Raw genomic sequence first — 19,206 nt, forward strand, 5'->3', positions numbered from 1 at the left:
CTAAATTTATCAATTGATTGTCATTTCATTTGATAAAATGTTATAATAATTAAAAATATGGAGGTGAATTTATGATTTATGTGATATGCCCAAGATGTAAAAGAAAAATAGGCTCGTATGAAATAGAATGTCCTTTTTGTGAGTTCCCACTTCAAACATATTTACATGACAGCGGTATAGATGATTTGAAGAAAAAAATCATGTGCACCAGATGTGGGAAACAAAGTAATGGCTTAACAGGTGCTGTGGATTTAAAATGTGATTATTGTGATATTCCAATGGTGCAGTTAATGTATAATGAACAAGAGTTTTCAAAAATGTATAATGATTCTTTAGATGGGATAGCGGAAAAGGTTATGGAAAATCTGGGAATAGATATATTGGAATTGGAACGTATGATACAAAGAAAAGACCCGAGGATAATGGAAGAAATGACTAGGATTAAGGGTGGTAATCCATATGTGATTTTTTTAAAACAGCAATTTCCAAGTACCTTTGATATAAATGCATTTGAAGGAAGAGAAGCGCAAGAGAAACGAGAGGCTGAAGCCAGACTTCCTCGTTGCCCAAGGTGTGGTAGTACAGATATAGGAAAGTGGACTGCTTCAGTGGGTAGTGTGAATACTTTGTATGTGCGTTGGAACAAATGTAAAAATTGCGGGAATAAGTGGAAATAGTATTTCGAAAGTTAGTCTGCTTATAATGGCAGAAGCAATATCTATATAGTCGCAATGTATTTTTATTAACTTATGATAAAGTTTTATTTTTTAATTTGTTTATAATTATTTTTAGACAACTTTTAAACCCTCTTATGACAAACGTAAACAACAGAGAGAGGGCAGCACCGTTGTTGACGGGTAATATTTATATGCCTAGCAGGTAAGCATCACACTTAGACTATACTTTAATAGCTGGAAATGTAAGGTCATGCCAGCTACAAGGATGGGTAGTCGTTGAATATCCTCACTGTTAAGAATCTTTATCCTGTTTTACCAGATTATATGATTCAACTGACGCCAGATGAGTGTACTGCTGATTGGGACATTTATGTATTTATACATAGTTTGCCATATGAATTTTTAAACCATACCATATGCTGTCACCAGCTCTGTTTCGGTTTCATATCACTTTCCGTTCCAGCAAAGAGGAATTACCAGGCCTCCAATACTCCTTTGGGTATATTTAAAGAACCCCTATTAACACAACTTGTCTATGACACCATGTTCGTCATATTCTTATTGTGAAGTGGACTCACATAAAATTAATGTTACCCTGTGCTTTATGGGTTAATCCAGGCTCTTGTTTAGAGATTGACCAGCAGTTTTAAGATTATCGATACTAGTGGCAACCGTATTAAAGAAACTTAGCCCTTTTTGCAGCCCGCTCGTATCCATCTCCACCGGTACCTTCGCAGGCGCCCCGCTCGTGATGCTGTTCACCGCGGACTGAAGCTGTCCGCTTAAGGCGGCGCTGTCAATCTCTACATTTATTTTATATTTCTGTTGATTGAGTTGTTCGTACAGTGCGTCTGTATTCAGTACAGGCTGTACGTTTATGTTATATTGTTCACTCAATGGAATCCTCCCTTCTTTCATTTGGTTTGGAAAAGATTCTACAGATATCACATCTGCACGGGACGCTTATCCAGATGGCAGTACCGTCGTCGTGTTCTGCCGCGTACCGCCCCGCGGCTTCTAAATCCTTTACATTGCTGTCGGCGACGACGGTCAGACCTTCCAGCGCGTCGAATCTGACACCGAGGACTTTTACATAATCATTGTTGTCCATATATCACACCTCCGTGCATGACGCTGTATCAATCTGTTTCCTTGTTACGGGCCTTCCGCACATGGGCGGCCTGTGCCGGGTTGTACGTATCCTTTACGTACTCCAGAGCTTCCCTGAGGTTCAGCAGCTTCGGATCCACGGCCTCTATTTTTTTCGTGGCAGCAAGAAGGAGGGCGGTGAGCGCGTCTTCTTTTTCGTGGATGAGCTGCTGCTTTCTGAACTCTACCATCTTTTCCGTGTCCGAGAGGATGCCGTACATCTGGATGACGGCCTCTTTGTACGGGCAGGACGGGATAGAGTCCTTATCCTGTTCAAAGAACTCGTCGTAGAGGTTCATGAGCTCCGCGTCTTTCGTGACAGCTTCGTAGATGTTCTCTGCGATTTCATTCGTTCCGCCTTCGGTCTCTTTGACCTCGAAGGCGATGCCGTCCACGCAGTGCAGGAAGAATACGTTGATGAGCATCATGTCGGCGTAGTAAGGGGTATAGCTTACACGTCCCTCGCTGTCTGCCGTAAAGTATCCTTCTGCCAGCTCCTGGGGCATGAGTATCCTGTCCTCCATGGACAGGGTTGTCTTGATTGCCGGGTTTTCCTTTTTCATTGATTCTTTTCCTCCTTTTTCGGTTTGCTTTCTTTCCATTTCCTGTATGCGTACTGTGTCTCGGATTTCAAGTACCAGCATACGATCTTCCCTTTCTTGTCGGGCCGCTCGGACTCACAGATGTGGACCGGCTGGCAGCCGGACTTCGCATACATGAGTATCTGAGGCAGCGTGTCGATGGGCACAAGGCTGCTCTCCCCGTAGCATGCAAAGGCTTCTGTCAATGTGTCAAATCTTAATCTGCCTATGATGGTTCCCTTCTTTCTTCTGTTGGTTTTCCTTATTATGAGGACAAACGATGCGTTTCAAAATAAAGTGGATAAACTTTCCCATGTAAAAAAAAGGGCAGAAAATACCCGTATTGTATTTTCTGCCCTTATAAGGATGCCGCAGGAGACGAGTGGTCTCCTGCGGACGGTCTCACGCTGCGCCGCGGCGGTGAGGCCTAACTACAATACTGATAAAACTGGAATTATGCTTCTTCCTCTACGATCAGGTCGAGGATGTTGTTGTCCTTGTCTGCCAGAAGGTCGCAGGTGATTGTGACAGCGCCCGGATCTCCGTTGTTGGCAAATGCAAGTGACATCGTAGACTGAGGTACGCATTTGTAGGCAATCATTCTTGCCGGAAGGATGTCGTCGTCCTCTGTCTTCATGTATGTCTCGCCTTCCACGATAAATGCTTTCGGGAAGCTGGTAGACTTGATGTTGATTCTTTCTACCTTATCTGTGACTTCTTTCACATAGTAGGCAACTACAGATGTGATACCGTCTGCATCTGCCAGAGTGGCAATCGCACCGGCCATCGTAGCGCTGAGCTCTTTGCCGCAGTCATCGTCTTCTGCATAGAAGTCAGGAGCGAAGCCTTCAGCCGGAGCCTCAGGAAGCGTCACCTTGCCTTCTGCTACCGGAAGGACAACCCGCTTCGTGTATTTTGCTGATTTGGATACGTCGCCGCCGGTGATGAGCTCCCACAGCTTGACAGACTGCATCTGTGTCTCGATAGTGAGCGTGCCGCCCTTTTCACCTGCGAAGGACACTCTCTTCGGATGTCCCTGTCCGCCGTAAGCGAACATCGTCTCGCCTGTAAGCTCTGTTGTAGATGTGTTTGCGAAGTCGAGGTTCAGGAAAGGCTTCTTTGTCGTGTAATCCTTAAAAATCAGTTTCTGAACTTCTCTGTTCGCCATTTTTGAATTTAATCCCATAATATAATCCTCCTGTTTTTCTGCCGGTCCTTCAAGGGGCCGGGTCAGTTTGTAGTTGTAATGTTCTTGAACCATAAGTTGTAGTCGAACTTATTCTCCTTGTCTCCCCATACGGAGACAGAAGTTCTGCCGGATGCGTAGATCTCATTGTTGCGCAGCCGGGCAAATGTATCCCAGAGTTGGTAGACGGTCATATCCCACACGTTTGTATAATTAATGCTGCTGTGCATGGCACAGACGGCAGAGATGATGTTGGCAAGCTCAAGGTCGGCATTGGCCTTGGGCCTGATACGGTTCTTTTTCTTGTGCTTCTGCATTTCCTGATACCGGGCCAGACCCTTTTTGTTTTTTACCCTGGCAGGGTCTACGGTATCTTTCGTATCTATGTGTCCGAACTGCAGGATGATATCACAGACCTCCAGATAGTTGCCCTTGTGGATGGTTCCTGTGATATGGATGCTGTCTCTGCCCTCCTCATCTTTGACGGGACGGAAGACGACGAAGGCATCCTTTGACGTGTCATAAAGGACACGCTCCTCGAAGAAGAAGTCGAAGATGGCGGAAAAGGACTGCTGCAATGCAGTGCTGCTGGCGGCGATATCGTACATGGTCAGACACGACAGCTGTTCTTCATTCAGGTGCTCGTACCAGGGTTTCAAGCTTTCATTCACTTCTGTACAGTATTTTTCCGGGGATATGTTAAGCAGTGCGAGATAAGTGGAGTAGACGCGCCCGGTCACTTTGGAGACGTCTCTGAGCGTGAGCGGCCGGATGCTGCCCACGCCTTGTATGGCAAATGGCGCGGGGCTGATCAGGTCATAATAATCGAGCTTCATCGCGCCACCTGACCCTTCGGCCTGATTGGCATCTGGCAGATGGTGTAGCTCAGAGACTTTCCATAGAAGCGCTCGTCCTGCCACAGCGAAGTGACCGGCTTCTCTTCCGCGAGCTGCATCATACCGGTGCCGAACGTGCGCAGAAGTGTCTCATCTGCGGTGACGGCGCGGTGGATGGCCGCCAGAGCCATGTCGATCCGGTTGCCGGACAGTCCGTAGGCCGATGCGTATTCCTGCTTCATGGCCTCTGTCATGCGAAGCATGCTGCCGCGGGCGTATACATGTATGGTGATACGCACCTGCAGGGCAGCGCCGGCAGTGAGCGGGGCCTCTGTCTCAAGACAGAGGAATGCCTGGTCTTCCTTAACAGAAGCAGGCGGCACTGCGGTGTCGAAGCAGTGGAAGGACGTCCAGTTCTCTTTTGGCGAGAGCTGGCTGTCGTCAAGTACAGGCATGATTAGCTTCTGTACGAGTTCGTCTTCAAAGAACAGGTCCGAAAGGGTGTCCTTAATCTTTCCGAGCGTTTCCAGCGGGTTCTTGCTTCTTTCCATTCTTTCACCTCCTTATAGTGTGTGCAGGTTTCATGGCTGTTCTTTCTGCTTTGGCTGATCATAAGTCAGGGCTTTCCGGCTGTCCGAGACGCCTTCTGTCGTCGGGTCCGTGACGATGCCGAGCAATACGAGCAGATTGATTGCCATTCCTGCGGTCTCTACCAACTGGGATTCAGAGACGGGGGGAACGATACAGGCCATACCGAGAAGCTGGTAGACGAGTGAGATAAGCGCCATGATGATGGCAGTCAGCGTCACCTTGTTGCCAAGACGCAGTTTCCAGTTGATGTGCATAGACATCCACCTCCTTTTATAATTGTCCAGATGCATCTGTATTCTTGACAGAAGGAAAGAGAGCCGGCTTCTGATAAGCCGGCCCTCCTTCCGGAGAAAAGAATAGGAAAAGAAGTGTGCGGGTATGTTCCCTTGTAGGCGAATTGGAAAAATATGGTTTCAACCCTTGCGGTTTCGGCGGTTCCGGCACGTCTGGATAAGAACATATGTTCTACTAACGCCGGGGAAAGCTTGATTTTACAAGGGGTTCGGACATCATGAAACAGAACTTGCTGCCTGCTGATTCTGCCTGCGCCTCTCGTAAGCCCGCCGGTTCTGTTCCTGCCTGAGCTTCTTCTGATGCTCCTGTCGGTGGAGGGGGCAGCGGCACGTCTTCGTATCTTTCGCGTCCACTTCCACGGCGCAGCCGCAGTCGATGCACGCTATCGTCTTCGTCCCTGCCGGGCGGTACGTGCCGCAGCCGAGACAGTATTTCTGGTTCGGCGACGTGGGAACGAAACGGGTGCCGCAGCTCTCGCACTGGATGCTGCCCTCCGGCAGATTTTGTTTCAGGCTGCCGACGATGACAGAACCGAAGCACTGCCAGAGCAGTTCCTTATGAGGCGTCTTCTTCCGGTACAGGTGCTTGACGAGCATGTCGCATATATCCGTCTCGCTGTAGCCTAAGCCGAGCAGCTCCTTACGGACCGTCTCGATGACGTAATCCACATTGTCGGCACTGCCCGGGTTCAGCCGGAAGTGGTACTTCCGGTTCAGCCTGTCGTACGCCTCGATAACCTGGTCGTCAATCTCGATGCGGGGGCGGCACATCAGCTTCGTATAAGAGAATTTTCCGAAGTTCTTACCTGCGAGCCGGATGGGGCGGTAGCGGATCTGTTCTTCCAGCCGGTCTACAAAGCTTGTGCCGGCCGGCTCTACCTGGCTTTCCGTCTTGTCCTTCGCATACAGGAAGAAGTGGGGCAGCCTGCCTTTCGTATAGGTGCGGATGAGGGTGTCGGCATCCCTCGGCCGGTCCGGCATGTACTGGGTCTTGGCCATGTCGATGCAGAAGTTGTTCTCCATGCAGAGCAGCTTGATGACGCGGAGCGCTTCCTCCTTTTTCTTCTCTGTCACGTTGCCCCAGTCTACGCTGTTGAATATCTTAGAGATGCTATTGCTGTAGCGCCCGATATTGCCCCCTCTGTAGGCGGCGCTGATACCTTCATACAGGACTTTCCGGGACAGGGGCGCAGGCCGGGCCTTTTTCATCTCATAATAGAGGGGGACGATGTCGTCCATAGCCATATTGCGCTCCGCAATCTCCACGAATACGGGGTCGCCTACCACGAGGGAACGGTCGCCGTCCACGTCGAACTGGAGGATCTTCGATATGGGGTCATGGGTGCTCGTGTAGAGGGCGTTGGTCGTAAACCAGCGGGCGGTGGCTTCATCTTTTATATTTCTGCGGACTGCGTGCTCCCGGTACAGGTGGGGGCTTCGCAGGCAGTCCACCTTTTTGCCGGCGTAATACAGGCGGCAGCTCACTTCCCCGTCCGCCAGCAGCCCTTCCGGTTCGGGGATGCCGAGGAACAGGCGCTCGCAGAAAGCGTACAGGTCTGGTACGATAAACGTATACTTGCCCGAGACCTCCAGCTTGCCGGAGCGGTATTCTTTTACAAGGCTTTTCTTGATTTCCCTGAGCCTTGCCCGGATATACTCGTCGGCAATCATCTCCGGATAGAGGAGGAGCGCCTGCTGGAGCCATGTCTTGTCAGGGTTGCCGGGGACCGCTCCGAAGACGCGCAGTATCGTCTTCTTGTCGGAAGAGAGCTTCTCCAGCGTGTGAAGAGAAGGACGGATGAGATAGGCCGCCTCTTCTTCCGTGATGTCGGTGAGCGTCTGCAGCATCTGGTAATTGAGGGTGGCATCGGGAACATAATCTTCTTCCATGTTGCAGATGCCGGCCTGGCACCCATAGTCCTCGAAGTACGACTGGTACTGTTCCCATGAGGTGTAGAAGCGGCTCATCTTGAACTGGCTCTCTGTGAAGATGATCTGGATGCGGTCGGCGAGGATATCCCACCGCTTCCCGTAGATATCCGTGACGACGGGGGATGCGCCGTGTTCACGGATGAACTTGACGAAGTCGAAGGAGGCGAGCAGCCCCTTCATCCAGGGGAGACGGACCATGAAGTTCTTCCGGGACAGCCGGGGAAGTATCATGCCGCAGCCGTCCGTGTGGGGAATGGGGACATCCGTCTCCTTCCGCTCGATCGTGTAAGTGTCGTCATGGATGAAATCCACGTTGCAGCGCACGGTGGTCTCGAAGTCGGGCACGACGATGCATCTTCTGATATCGAAGCCGGTCCACGGCTCTGTGGCAGAGTTAGACAGGGCGAGATAGGCAAGGAACTTGTTGGGGTTCATGCCTCCTTGCTCGTTGATTGCCGGAACGGTGAGTCCGCACATGAGCGGCTTCTCTATCTTCTTCCAGAGGCTTTCTTTTATGAAGACGGTCTTCTTCGTCCGGATCTGCCCGGCCGATGAGGTAAAGTAGATATATTTTTCCCGCTTATAATAGAAGCCGTTGACGATAAGCTGACGGATGACGTCGTAGAAATAAGTCTGCACGACGATGATACCGGTCGTGAGCTCGCCGGCTTTTATCCCGGCTGTCCGTGTGAGTGTGGATTCAAAGACAGAGATGATCCTCGTATCCGTCAGCTTATCTTCCGGGAGCGTGCGCACGATGTCAGGGTCGGAGACGAGCTCCTCTGCCAGCAGTGCTTTATAGCTCTTGATCTTACTGTTTACATGGGTGCGCAGTGCCTCATACTTCTGTATCGTATCATCGTCATAGCCGTCTGTGGATGCAGACTTAAGCGCAGCCTTATGCTTCATATAACGCGCCATTAGACGGTGCAGCCGTTCTTCCTTCTCTGTATAGAAGCAGCCCGTTTCTAATGAATAGATATGTATCTGTCCCGACAGCGTTCGGTTTCGTTTCTTTTTCATCATATTCCTCCCTTCGCTTTATGATTGCCGCTTCTGCCCTCCAGCCAGAGGATCCACATACGGTCCTGGGGACAGTAGCGGGAGCAGAGCCTGTCGTGCTCGTATGACAGCAGATCCCGGATCTGGTATGTGAACCAGGCATATGCCGTCTCCCCGGACCGAAGCTGCGAGAGCGTGTCATTGATATACATGGCGTACGTCTGCCAGTTCGTGGCCCCGTCGTACGTGCCGGACCGGATGCCGCCTCGGCAAGCCGCTTCGGATGTATGGCCGCCGGACATGCGCCTCTGTCCGGAAGGGCGCACCGTCTGCTTCATGAGCCGGAACTTCTGCTGCCACTGTGGGTCTGTCATATGGACGGACGGGGCGGCAGAGTCAGGGCTTGTGTATACGTATATCGTGTCCTTCAGTTCCTGGATTGTCACAGGTATCACCTCCTTCGTAAAAAAAATATGTATAGTGCGAAATTCCAATCATACAGTCAAATCTGTTTGGACTAATATAACACCGAACATAAGTTCGTGTCAAGCGATAAAAGCAGGATGGAAAAGGAACGTAATTAATCGCGAAAAAGTATTGACAAAGAGAACATATGTTTGTAAAATGAATTCAAACACATGTTCTCTATGCTTTTGGGAAAGATAAGGATGATACGGAGGCGCATTATGAGAATCCAGGAAACGATGTCCATGTATGACAAGCTGAATATCCTGTCCGACGCGGCCAAATATGACGTGGCCTGCACGTCAAGCGGAACTTCCAGAAGCGGCGACGGGACCGGAATGGGGAGCTGCGAGCAGACGGGCATCTGCCACAGCTTCGGGGCGGACGGCAGATGCATCTCGCTGCTCAAGATACTTTTTACGAATGAATGCATCTATGACTGTAAATACTGCATCAACCGGAGGAACAATGACGTGCCGAGGACCTCCTTCACCCCGGAGGAGGTCTGTACGCTGACGATGGAATTCTACAGGCGCAATTATATCGAAGGGCTGTTCCTGAGCTCGGGCATCCTGAAGAGCCCGGACTATACGATGGAGCTGATCTATGCCACGCTGTTCAAGCTCCGGAAAGAGTGCAACTTCCAAGGGTATATCCATGTCAAAGCAATCCCGGGAGCGAATCAGGAGCTTGTAAGGAGGGTTGGCTTTCTGGCGGACAGGATGAGCGTGAACCTGGAGCTTCCGACGGCAGAGAGCCTTAAGCTGCTCGCACCCCATAAGACGAGGAAGAACATACTGGCTCCGATGCGGCTCGTGCAGAACGGCATGGCGGAGAACAAGTATGAGATTCAGGCGTACCGGAATGCGCCGCGGTTCGTCCCTGCGGGACAGAGCACGCAGATGATCATCGGCGCCACGCCGGAGAGCGATTACCAGATCATGCAGGTGGCGGAGTCGCTGTACCAGAAGTTCGATCTGAAACGGGTATTTTATTCCGCGTTCATCCATGTCAATGAGGACGCCACCCTTCCGGCCCGGACGGATGAGGGTCCGCCGCTGCTCAGGGAGCACAGGCTCTATCAGGCGGACTGGCTGCTGCGGTATTACCAGTTTGAAGCGGCGGAGCTTCTGTCGGAGGAGCATCCGAACTTCAACGTGCTGCTGGATCCGAAGTGCAACTGGGCGCTGAAGCATCTGGAACAGTTCCCGGTGGAAGTCAACCGGGCGGATTATAAGATGCTGCTTCGCGTACCGGGCATCGGCTACAAGTCTGCCGGGCGTATCGTGAAGGCGAGGCGGCTCGGGACGCTGGGGTTCCAGGATCTGAAGAAGATAGGAGTCGTCCTGAAGCGGGCGCTCTATTTCATCACGTGCAGCGGCAGGATGATGTATCCGACGAAGATAGAGGAAGATTATATCACGCGGAACCTCCTGGATACGAAGGAAAAGCTTCCGGACGGAATCACGGGGATGACCTACCGCCAGCTTTCCCTTTTCGACGATATGAGGTTCGGCTCGGCAGGCGCGGTGAGCCTGCGCTGAGACAGGCTAGAATGAAGATACGGGGAGAGAGGACATGAAGACAATCTATATCTGCACCGATACGGTTACCGGCATATTTTCCGGCATATACGACGCGTGGAAGGCGGAAGGGGAAGAGGACACGTGCGGGATAGCGCTGCGGGGGGCGCTGGAGCAGCAGCTCTTCTGCGACTATGTGGAGACAGTGGAGACAGAGCATAAGGCGGTGGTCGTGGAGACGATGATCAAGAAGAACCTGGGGCGCCCTGCCTATTGGGATATCTACCATGCTGCCCTTGCGGCAGACGCGGGCAAGGGGGACGCCATACTCGGCACGATGCTGGCGGCCAGAAGGATCAGGGACAGCAGGAAGATCATGGAGCATCTGAGCCATCCGGCAGTGGAGAAGGTGTTCGAGCTGAGCCGGACGGTGGGCGGCGAGGCGCATGCGTTCAAGGGGTTCCTGCGTTTCCGGGAACTGGTGAACGGGGTGCTCTTTGCAGAGATTACGCCGAAGAACCAGGTGCTCACCTGCCTTGCGCCTCATTTTGCGGACCGGCTGCCGCAGGAGAACTGGATGATATACGACAATGCGCACAAGACCTTCGTCGTCCATGAGGCGGGTAAGAAATGGGTGCTTGGGCTGAACGAGCAGCTTGACATAGACGCGGTCCATAACATATCGGACAGGGAACGGGAATATGCCCGCCTCTGGAAAGGCTTCTTCCATACGATTTCCATAGAGTCAAGAGAGAGCCGCAGCAGGCAGTTACAGCATTTGCCATTGCGGTTTCAGAAAAATATGGTAGAATTTAATCATTGACTATGTTCAGGAAAGAAGAGATTGTATGGAACAGCCATTGATTCGAATATCCGTACGCAGGCTTGTGGAGTTCATCCTGCAAAGCGGCGATATAGACAACCGGACGGCCGGCGCGGACAAAGACGCCATGCTGCTCGGCGGGAAGATACACCGGAAGATACAGCGCCAGATGGGAGCAGATTACCATGCGGAAGTGGTTCTTAAGCATGTCATCGGCTGCCGGGGGTTCGACCTGCAGATCGAGGGCAGGGCGGACGGCATCATCGATACGCCGGAGGGGACCGTCGTAGATGAGATTAAGGGGGTGTTCAAGGAGCTGCACCTTCTGGCCGAGCCGGTGGAAGTGCATCTTGCCCAGGCAAAGTGTTATGCGTTTATGTACGCAGAGCAGAACGGACTGGACAGGATCGGCGTCCAGATGACGTACTGCAACATGGAGACAGAAGAGATCAAGCGGTTCCAGTCCGTCTATGGGGCGGAAGAGCTTAAGGACTGGTTCTTTGAAGTGGCAGGCAAGTATGAGAAATGGGCCAGATATGAGATTACATGGAAGGAAAAGCGCAACGCTTCGATCAAAGGCGTGGAATTTCCCTTTGCATACAGGGACGGACAGAAGAATCTCGTCTCCTCCGTCTACCGGACGATCCTGAGGAAGAAGAAGCTGTTCATCCAGGCGCCCACCGGCGTCGGCAAGACGATGGCATCCGTGTTTCCGGCGGTGAAGGCAGTAGGGGAGGGGCTTGGGGAGAAGATCTTCTACCTCACGGCCAAGACGATTACGAGGACCGTGGCGCAGCAGGCGTTTGAGACGCTGAAGGAGCAGGCGCTCCGGTTCAAGGTGATTACGCTCACTGCAAAGGAGAAGATCTGCTTCTGCGAGGAGGCCAACTGCAACCCGGACTACTGCCCGTATGCGAAAGGACATTATGACAGGGTGAACGACGCCGTGTACGAGCTTATCACCACCTCCGATGACATGAGCAGGGAAGTGATAGAGGAGCAGGCGCGCAGATGGAACGTCTGTCCGTTTGAGATGGGTCTTGACGTGTCGCTCTGGGTGGACGGCGTCATCTGCGACTACAACTATGTATTTGACCCGAACGCACATCTGAAGCGTTTTTTCGGCGACGGCATGAGCGGGGAATACCTCTTTCTTATCGACGAGGCCCACAACCTTGTGGAACGGGGGCGGGAGATGTACAGCGCCGCCCTGTATAAGGAGGACTTTCTGGAGATCAAAAGGCTCGTGAAGCAGGAGGATTCGAAGCTTGCCAGGCGGCTGGAGGAGTGCAACAAGCAGATGCTGGCGCTGAAGCGGGAATGCGAGACGTATCAGGTGCTGGACAGCGCATCTCACATCTACCTGAAGCTGATGAATCTCATGACAGAGCTGGAGCGGTATCTGGAAGATTGTACGGAGGAAGAGAAGCGGAAGAAGGTGCTCGACCTGTATTTCGATGTGCGTATGTTCCTCGGCATCTATGACAGGCTGGATGAGAATTATCTCATCTACTCGGAGCTTGAGGATTCCGGCAGGTTCAAAGTCCGGCTTTTCTGCGTGAACCCGGCGGCGAACCTGAAAGAATTCCTTGAGAAAGGGAACAGTGCCATATTCTTCTCAGCCACGCTTCTGCCGATGCACTATTATAAAGAGCTCTTAAGTACCGAGAAGGACGACTACGCCATCTATGCATTATCGCCCTTCGAGGAAGAGCGCCGGCTGCTTCTGCTCGGGATGGACGTGAGCACCAAGTATACGAGGCGGAGCGAGGACATGTACCGGCGTTATGCAGAGTATCTGAAGCAGGTGGCGGAGACGAAAAGGGGGAATTACATCGCCTTCTTTCCGTCCTATCAGTTTATGGAGCAGGTATATGCACAGTTCCTCTCTTTGACGGAAGACCGTGAAGATATCGAATATGTCATGCAGTCGCAGTATATGTCAGAGGAGGCAAGGGAGATTTTTCTCGAGAATTTTGAGGAGGAGCGGGAAAAGAGCCTCATGGGCTTCTGCGTCATGGGCGGCATCTTCTCCGAGGGCATCGACCTGGTAGAGGATAAGCTGATCGGCGCGGCCATCATCGGAACCGGGCTTCCCCAGGTGTGCCGCGAGCGGGAGCTTCTGAAGGCGTATTTTGACGGGAAAGGATACAGAGGCTTTGATTATGCCTACCTGTATCCGGGGATGAACAAGGTGCTGCAGTCGGCGGGACGGGTCATAAGGACGGATGAGGACCGGGGCGTCATCCTCCTGCTGGACGAGCGGTTTGGCGACGTAAGGTACCGGGAGATATTTCCCCGGGAGTGGAAGACGGCGTGGTACTGCAGCCTGAGGAATGTGAAAGAGCAGATGCACCGGTTCTGGGAACCGGAAGGATGATGCAGCCTCACTTGCGTGCGCCGTCCGTCCCGGTCAGGCAGTGCAGGAATTCTCCCACGGCTTTTGACACCGGCATATGCTCGTTGTATGCCACGGCAAGCTCCCGCTGCGGCAGCTTTTCTTTCGTCTCTACGGTGAACAGGCCTGTGGACTTGTGGGGGATGCAGTAGTCCGGGATGAAGGCGATTCCAAGGCCGATGCTTGCCAGGTCGATGAGCAGGTCGTTGCTGCTCAGTTCTATCTCCGGGACGAGGTCGAGCTGGTGCTGCTGGAACAGGGTGTGGAGGAATTCGCTCGTCGTGCTCTTCTTATCGAGCATGAGGATCGGATACTCGAGGAGCTCCCGGAAGGACAGGATCCGGCCCCTCAGGGAAGTGAAGGCTTCGTTCGCTATGAAGACGTCCTGGAAGGTCTTGATTGCTTTTACCGAGGCCATGTTTCCGAGATAAGAGTTCGGGTAGTTGACGACGATCAGATCCACCAGGCCGCTCTCCAGAAGCTCCGCACAGCGTATCGAAGTGGCGTTCGTCACTTTGATATGTGCGCCCGGGAAGGTCTTATGGAACTGTTCGAGATAGGGGACGAGAAAGTAGCGGCATATCGTGTCGCTGGCGCCGATACGGATCTGTCCGCCGTGGGAGGCGGCATCCATGATCTGCGTCTCTCCCCGCTTTATCAGGCTGATGGCAGGCTCGACGTGGCGCAGCAGTATCTCCCCTTCCGGCGTAAGCCGGACTTTTTTTGTGCTCCTTATGAACAACGTCTCATCCAGCTTCTTCTCCAGAGTCTTGATGGACTGGCTCACCGCGGACTGGGAGATGTAGAGCTGTTTGGAAGCCTCGGAGAAGCTTAAGCTCACAGCCACATGGTAGAACACTTTGTACAGTTCGTAATTGATATCCATTATAAGTCCTCCTTATAAATCTGTTCTTTATTATAAGTCAAAATAGGATGAATTACAATATACAGTGTGATAAGATGGAGACGGAGGAGATACGATATGAAGAAATCACATACAATTATAGCGGTAGCGGCAATGCTGTTCCTTATCACAGCCATCCTGATCACGAGCTTCCAGCTCGCCGCCTACGGAGACCCGGAGTATAAGTTCTATGAGAAGGAATATGCCAAATATAACGTGACCGAAGCCCTGGGCATGGAGATGCCGGAAGTCATGGATGTGACGGAGCACATGATGGCCTATCTGATCGGGGAAGAGGAGGAGCTGTCCGTCATCACGGATGTGGACGGCAGGAACCAGGACTTCTTCAACGAGCAGGACCGGGCGCATATGGCGGACGTGAAGAACCTCTTTCTCGGAGGGCTTGACGTGCGGACAGCCTGTCTCGTCATATTCGTAATTCTGACGGTGCTTCTTGCGGTCAGGAGGGCGGACCTGAAAAGGCTCATCCCGAAGGCTTATTCGGCGGGGCTGGGGCTGTTCCTCGTAATCGTACTCCTGCTCGGGCTTTTGTTCGCATCCGATTTTACGAAATACTTTACCATATTCCATGAGATATTCTTTACAAACGACCTATGGCTCTTCGACCCGGCCACGGATTATATGATACGGATGCTGCCGGAAGGATTCTTCTATGACATGACGATGCGGATCGGGGCGGTGTTTATCGGAAGCCTTGCAGCCATCTGGATACTCTTGAGAGTCTGGCGGACCGTCACGGCAAAGAGGGATGGGAAGAAGGACAAAGATGATAAGTGACACTTATAAGAGAGTTAAGTTATATTAATTTCACTAATAATATCAAGTATGTTATGATGGAACAAGATAATCATACAATTTATGAACGGAGGAAGATCAATGAGCAGTGTAAAACGAGTATATGTAGAGAAGAAGCCGGGCTTTGCCGTACAGGCCAAGGACCTGAAGCATGAGGTGAAGAGCTATCTCGGCATCGGCGGCATAGCGGACGTGCGCGTGCTGATCCGCTATGACGTAGAGAACATATCGGAAGATATATTTGAGCAGGCACTGAACGGCATCTTTTCTGAACCGCCGGTAGATACGTTATACAGGGAAGAATTCCCTGTGAAGGAAGGCAGCAGGATCTTTTCCGTCGAGTTCCTGCCCGGCCAGTTCGACCAGCGTGCAGACTCGGCCGTACAGTGCGTACAGTTTATCAAGGCAGACGAGCAGCCGGTCATCCGGACAGCCACGACTTATGTCATAGAGGGAACGGTAACGGAGGAAGAGTTCGAGGCCGTCAAGGCACACTGTATCAACCCGGTGGATTCGAGAGAGACAGGGATGGACAAGCCGCAGACGCTCGTGACGGAATTTGAGGAGCCGGACGATGTCATCATATTTGACGGGTTCAAAGAGATGGACGAAGAGAAGCTTAAGGAGCTGTACGGCTCCCTTGGACTTGCCATGACGTTTAAGGACTTCCGGCATATCCAGAATTATTTTAAGGCAGAAGAGAGCAGGGATCCGTCCATGACGGAGATCCGCGTGCTTGACACGTACTGGTCCGACCACTGCCGCCACACGACCTTTTCTACCGAGCTTAAGGATGTGGCGTTCGGGGAAGGCGATTACAGAGAGCCGATCGAGGAGACGTACCGGCAGTACATCGCGGACCACAGCGAGATATTCAAAGGCCGGGAGGACAAGTTCGTCTGCCTGATGGACCTGGCGCTCATGGCCATGAGGAAGCTGAAGAAGGAAGGGAAGCTAGAAGACCAGGAGGAGTCGGACGAGATCAACGCATGCAGCATCGTCGTACCGGTGACGGTAGACGGGGTGGAAGAAGAGTGGCTCGTCAACTTCAAAAACGAGACCCACAACCATCCGACCGAGATAGAGCCATTCGGAGGTGCGGCCACCTGCCTTGGCGGTGCAATCCGCGACCCGTTGTCCGGCCGTACTTATGTATATCAGGCGATGCGCGTGACAGGGGCGGCAGACCCGACCGCGTCCGTGAAAGATACGATGAAAGGGAAGCTGCCCCAGAAGAAGCTCGTGCGGGAAGCGGCCCACGGCTACAGCTCATACGGCAACCAGATTGGGCTTGCCACGGGAGCGGTCAAGGAGATATACCATCCGAATTATGTGGCGAAGCGTATGGAGATCGGGGCGGTGCTCGGCGCTGCACCGAGGCGCGCGGTCATCCGTGAGACATCCGACCCCGGCGACATCATCATCCTGCTTGGAGGCCGCACGGGCCGGGACGGCTGCGGCGGCGCCACCGGTTCGTCCAAGGTGCACACGGAAGAATCGATAGAGACATGCGGAGCGGAAGTGCAGAAGGGCAACCCGCCGACGGAGCGCAAGATTCAGCGTCTGTTCCGGAGGGAAGAGGTGAGCAGGCTCATCAAGAAGTGCAACGACTTTGGGGCGGGCGGCGTGTCCGTCGCAATCGGGGAGCTTGCAGACGGCCTGCGGGTAGATCTTGACAAGGTGCCGAAGAAATATGCCGGCCTGGACGGCACGGAAATTGCCATATCGGAATCACAGGAGCGTATGGCTGTCGTCGTGGATCCGAAGGATGCGGATGCCTTCCTGGCGTATGCAAAAGAAGAGAACCTGGAGGCCACGAAGGTGGCGGTCGTGACCGAAGAGCCACGGCTTGTGCTCTCCTGGAGAGGCAGGGAGATCGTCAACCTGTCCCGCGCGTTCCTTGACACGAACGGCGCCCATCAGGAGACGTCGGTGAGGGTCGATATACCGAACCGTGCAGACACGATTCTGAACCGGGAAGAGGTAACGGATGTAAAGGCAAAATGGATCGATACGCTGAAAGACCTGAACGTCTGCTCCCAGAAAGGGCTTGTGGAGATGTTCGACGGCTCCATCGGGGCTGCCTCCGTATTCATGCCTCACGGCGGCAAGTACCAGATGACGGAGACGCAGGCGATGGTAGCCAGGCTTCCGGTGCTGACCGGAGACTGCGATACGGTGACGATGATGAGCTATGGCTTCGACCCGTACCTGTCCACATGGAGCCCGTACCATGGAGCCATCTATGCGGTGACGGAATCGGTGGCTAAGATTGTGGCAGCAGGCGGGGACTACAGTAAGATCCGCTTCACGTTCCAGGAATATTTCCGTCGTATGACAGAAGACCCGGGAAGATGGAGCCAGCCGTTTGCGGCCCTTCTCGGCGCCTACAACGCGCAGCTTGGATTCGGCCTGCCGTCTATCGGAGGCAAGGACAGCATGTCGGGCACCTTTGAGGACATCGACGTGCCGCCGACCCTCGTGTCCTTTGCGGTCGACATTGCCACAGAGAAGGATATCATCACGCCGGAGCTTAAGAAGGCGGGCAATAAGCTCGTATGGCTCCGCATAGAGACGGATGCGTATGACGTGCCGGTGTACAGCCAGGTGATGGAGCAGTACGGCAAGTTTACAGACGACATCCGCAGCGGCAGGATCGTATCCGCCTATGCGCTGGACCGCCACGGCATCGCAGCCGCGGTGAGCAAGATGGCATTCGGCAACGGAATGGGTGTGAAGATAGAGCACAGCGTAGATGCAAGAGACCTGTTCGCCCCTGCGTTTGGAGATATCGTCGCAGAAGTTCCGGCAGAGAAGGTCGGAGAGCTTGGCATCACCTATACTGTCATCGGTGAGGTGACGGACGATGCCGCACTTTCCTACGGAGATATGAGCATCGGCCTGTGCGAGGCAGAAGCCGCGTGGACAGAGACGCTGGAGAAGGTGTTCCCGACCAGATCTGAGGCAGAAGGAGGCCCGACGGCGTTCTTCGTGGCGGGGAAAGAGACGGAAGCCGGAAGGCTCGGGGAAGACGGTTGCTTCCATGCCAACGGCGTCCATGTGTGCACACACAAGATTGCACAGCCTGCGGTATTCATTCCGGTATTCCCGGGAACGAACTGCGAGTATGACAGCGCGAAGGCGTTCGAGCGCGCGGGAGCCAAAGTCATCACGAAGGTATTCCGCAATATGGATGCCGCGGAAATCACCGATTCCGTAAGCGTGTTCGAGAAGGCCATCGGACAGTCCCAGATCATCATGTTCCCGGGCGGATTCAGCGCGGGCGATGAGCCGGACGGTTCCGCCAAGTTCTTCGCCACTGCCTTCCAGAACGAGAAGATGAAGGAGGCGGTGCGGAAGCTTTTGAATGAGCGGGACGGACTTGTACTCGGGGTGTGCAACGGATTCCAGACGCTTATCAAGCTCGGCCTCGTGCCGGAAGGTGATATCGTCGGGCAGGATGCGGATGCTCCGACGCTCACGTACAATACGATCGGACGCCACATATCCAAGATGGTCTATACGAAGGTCGTGACAGATAAGTCGCCGTGGCTTGCCAAAGCCGCCCTTGGCGGAGTATACACGAATCCGGCGTCCCATGGCGAGGGCCGCTTCGTGGCGGATGATGAGACGATTGCCCGTCTGTTTGCAAACGGACAGGTGGCAACCCAGTACTGTGACCCGGACGGCAATATAAGTATGGACGAGGAGTGGAATGTGAACGGTTCCTATTATGCCATCGAGGGTATCACAAGCCCTGACGGGCGGGTGCTTGGCAAGATGGCCCACTCCGAGAGGCGGGGCCGCTCTGTGGCGGTGAATATCTACGGAGAGCAGGATCTGAAGATCTTTGAATCCGGTGTGGAATATTTCAAATAGCAGTGATAAGCCTGCTGCAAGACAGGAAATGCATCAAACAAGAATAGCAAGCTGCTGCCCGGCGTTGTGCCGGGCAGTTTTTTATTACATAGGTAGCGTCTGGACGTATGCTGATTGACGTTAACGCCGCAAATACGTTAAGTGCTTCCTA

Annotated in this window: 17 protein-coding genes; 6 read left to right on the forward strand and 11 right to left on the reverse strand. The window is 53.1% G+C overall.

All coding sequences use genetic code 11. The features are described 5' to 3' along the window. Positions 1-71: 71 nt before the first annotated feature. Positions 72-677: a hypothetical protein gene (locus tag HMPREF0980_RS03095; protein WP_049727661.1), complete on the forward strand. Its 606-nt coding sequence runs from the start codon at positions 72-74 to the stop codon at positions 675-677. A 609-nt stretch (positions 678-1,286) separates the two neighbouring features. On the opposite strand, the gene HMPREF0980_RS03100 is transcribed toward HMPREF0980_RS03095, so the two are convergent. From HMPREF0980_RS03100 to HMPREF0980_RS03145, 10 genes are all read right to left on the reverse strand, one after another. Beyond that, on the reverse strand, positions 1,287-1,574 hold the full coding sequence (locus HMPREF0980_RS03100) for a hypothetical protein (protein ID WP_049727662.1): 288 nt from the start codon (positions 1,572-1,574) through the stop codon (positions 1,287-1,289). Then, positions 1,567-1,788, reverse strand: a complete 222-nt coding sequence (locus tag HMPREF0980_RS03105) for a hypothetical protein (protein WP_049727663.1) — start codon at positions 1,786-1,788, stop codon at positions 1,567-1,569. Before HMPREF0980_RS03105 ends, HMPREF0980_RS03100 begins: the two co-directional genes overlap by 8 nt. A 28-nt stretch (positions 1,789-1,816) precedes the next feature. Beyond that, positions 1,817-2,389: a hypothetical protein gene (locus tag HMPREF0980_RS03110; protein ID WP_049727664.1), complete on the reverse strand. Its 573-nt coding sequence runs from the start codon at positions 2,387-2,389 to the stop codon at positions 1,817-1,819. Continuing rightward, positions 2,386-2,613 carry a hypothetical protein gene (locus HMPREF0980_RS03115; RefSeq protein WP_049727665.1) on the reverse strand — a complete coding sequence of 76 codons (228 nt, stop codon included), beginning with the start codon at positions 2,611-2,613 and terminating at the stop codon, positions 2,386-2,388. The genes HMPREF0980_RS03110 and HMPREF0980_RS03115 overlap by 4 nt, the downstream gene beginning before the upstream one ends. A 248-nt stretch (positions 2,614-2,861) precedes the next feature. Beyond that, positions 2,862-3,593 carry a hypothetical protein gene (locus tag HMPREF0980_RS03120; RefSeq protein ID WP_049728309.1) on the reverse strand — a complete coding sequence of 244 codons (732 nt, stop codon included), beginning with the start codon at positions 3,591-3,593 and terminating at the stop codon, positions 2,862-2,864. A 44-nt stretch (positions 3,594-3,637) separates the two neighbouring features. Further along, positions 3,638-4,429: a hypothetical protein gene (locus tag HMPREF0980_RS03125; RefSeq protein WP_049727666.1), complete on the reverse strand. Its 792-nt coding sequence runs from the start codon at positions 4,427-4,429 to the stop codon at positions 3,638-3,640. After that, positions 4,426-4,980, reverse strand: coding sequence for a hypothetical protein (locus HMPREF0980_RS03130; RefSeq protein ID WP_049727667.1), 555 nt, complete (start codon positions 4,978-4,980; stop codon positions 4,426-4,428). Before HMPREF0980_RS03130 ends, HMPREF0980_RS03125 begins: the two co-directional genes overlap by 4 nt. A 30-nt stretch (positions 4,981-5,010) precedes the next feature. Beyond that, on the reverse strand, positions 5,011-5,274 hold the full coding sequence (locus HMPREF0980_RS03135) for a phage holin (protein ID WP_049727668.1): 264 nt from the start codon (positions 5,272-5,274) through the stop codon (positions 5,011-5,013). A 255-nt stretch (positions 5,275-5,529) separates the two neighbouring features. Beyond that, positions 5,530-8,268, reverse strand: coding sequence for an RNA dependent RNA polymerase (locus HMPREF0980_RS03140; RefSeq protein ID WP_049727669.1), 2,739 nt, complete (start codon positions 8,266-8,268; stop codon positions 5,530-5,532). Beyond that, on the reverse strand, positions 8,268-8,693 hold the full coding sequence (locus tag HMPREF0980_RS03145; RefSeq protein ID WP_049727670.1) for a hypothetical protein: 426 nt from the start codon (positions 8,691-8,693) through the stop codon (positions 8,268-8,270). The genes HMPREF0980_RS03140 and HMPREF0980_RS03145 overlap by 1 nt, the downstream gene beginning before the upstream one ends. A gap of 240 nt (positions 8,694-8,933) precedes the next feature. Between HMPREF0980_RS03145 and HMPREF0980_RS03150 the strand changes: the two genes are divergently transcribed. From HMPREF0980_RS03150 to HMPREF0980_RS03160, 3 genes are read left to right on the forward strand one after another with little or no spacing between them, the layout of a single operon-like run. Next, positions 8,934-10,256 carry a putative DNA modification/repair radical SAM protein gene (locus HMPREF0980_RS03150; RefSeq protein WP_049727671.1) on the forward strand — a complete coding sequence of 441 codons (1,323 nt, stop codon included), beginning with the start codon at positions 8,934-8,936 and terminating at the stop codon, positions 10,254-10,256. A gap of 34 nt (positions 10,257-10,290) precedes the next feature. Then, positions 10,291-11,058: a TIGR03915 family putative DNA repair protein gene (locus tag HMPREF0980_RS03155; protein ID WP_049727672.1), complete on the forward strand. Its 768-nt coding sequence runs from the start codon at positions 10,291-10,293 to the stop codon at positions 11,056-11,058. Positions 11,059-11,083: 25 nt separating this feature from the next. After that, positions 11,084-13,438, forward strand: a complete 2,355-nt coding sequence (locus HMPREF0980_RS03160) for an ATP-dependent DNA helicase (protein WP_049727673.1) — start codon at positions 11,084-11,086, stop codon at positions 13,436-13,438. Positions 13,439-13,445: 7 nt separating this feature from the next. On the opposite strand, the gene HMPREF0980_RS03165 is transcribed toward HMPREF0980_RS03160, so the two are convergent. Next, positions 13,446-14,342: a LysR family transcriptional regulator gene (locus HMPREF0980_RS03165; protein ID WP_198146152.1), complete on the reverse strand. Its 897-nt coding sequence runs from the start codon at positions 14,340-14,342 to the stop codon at positions 13,446-13,448. Between the two features lie 96 nt (positions 14,343-14,438). Between HMPREF0980_RS03165 and HMPREF0980_RS03170 the strand changes: the two genes are divergently transcribed. Beyond that, positions 14,439-15,158, forward strand: a complete 720-nt coding sequence (locus HMPREF0980_RS03170) for a TIGR01906 family membrane protein (protein WP_049727675.1) — start codon at positions 14,439-14,441, stop codon at positions 15,156-15,158. Positions 15,159-15,257: 99 nt separating this feature from the next. Next, the gene (locus HMPREF0980_RS03175; RefSeq protein WP_049727676.1) at positions 15,258-19,055 is read left to right on the forward strand and encodes a phosphoribosylformylglycinamidine synthase; all 3,798 of its coding nucleotides are present in this window, start codon (positions 15,258-15,260) and stop codon (positions 19,053-19,055) included. The last annotated feature ends 151 nt before the right edge of the window (positions 19,056-19,206 follow it).

The sequence above is a fragment of the Dorea sp. D27 genome (genome assembly GCF_001185345.1).
In the GTDB taxonomy this organism is placed as follows: Bacteria; Bacillota; Clostridia; order Lachnospirales; family Lachnospiraceae; genus Extibacter.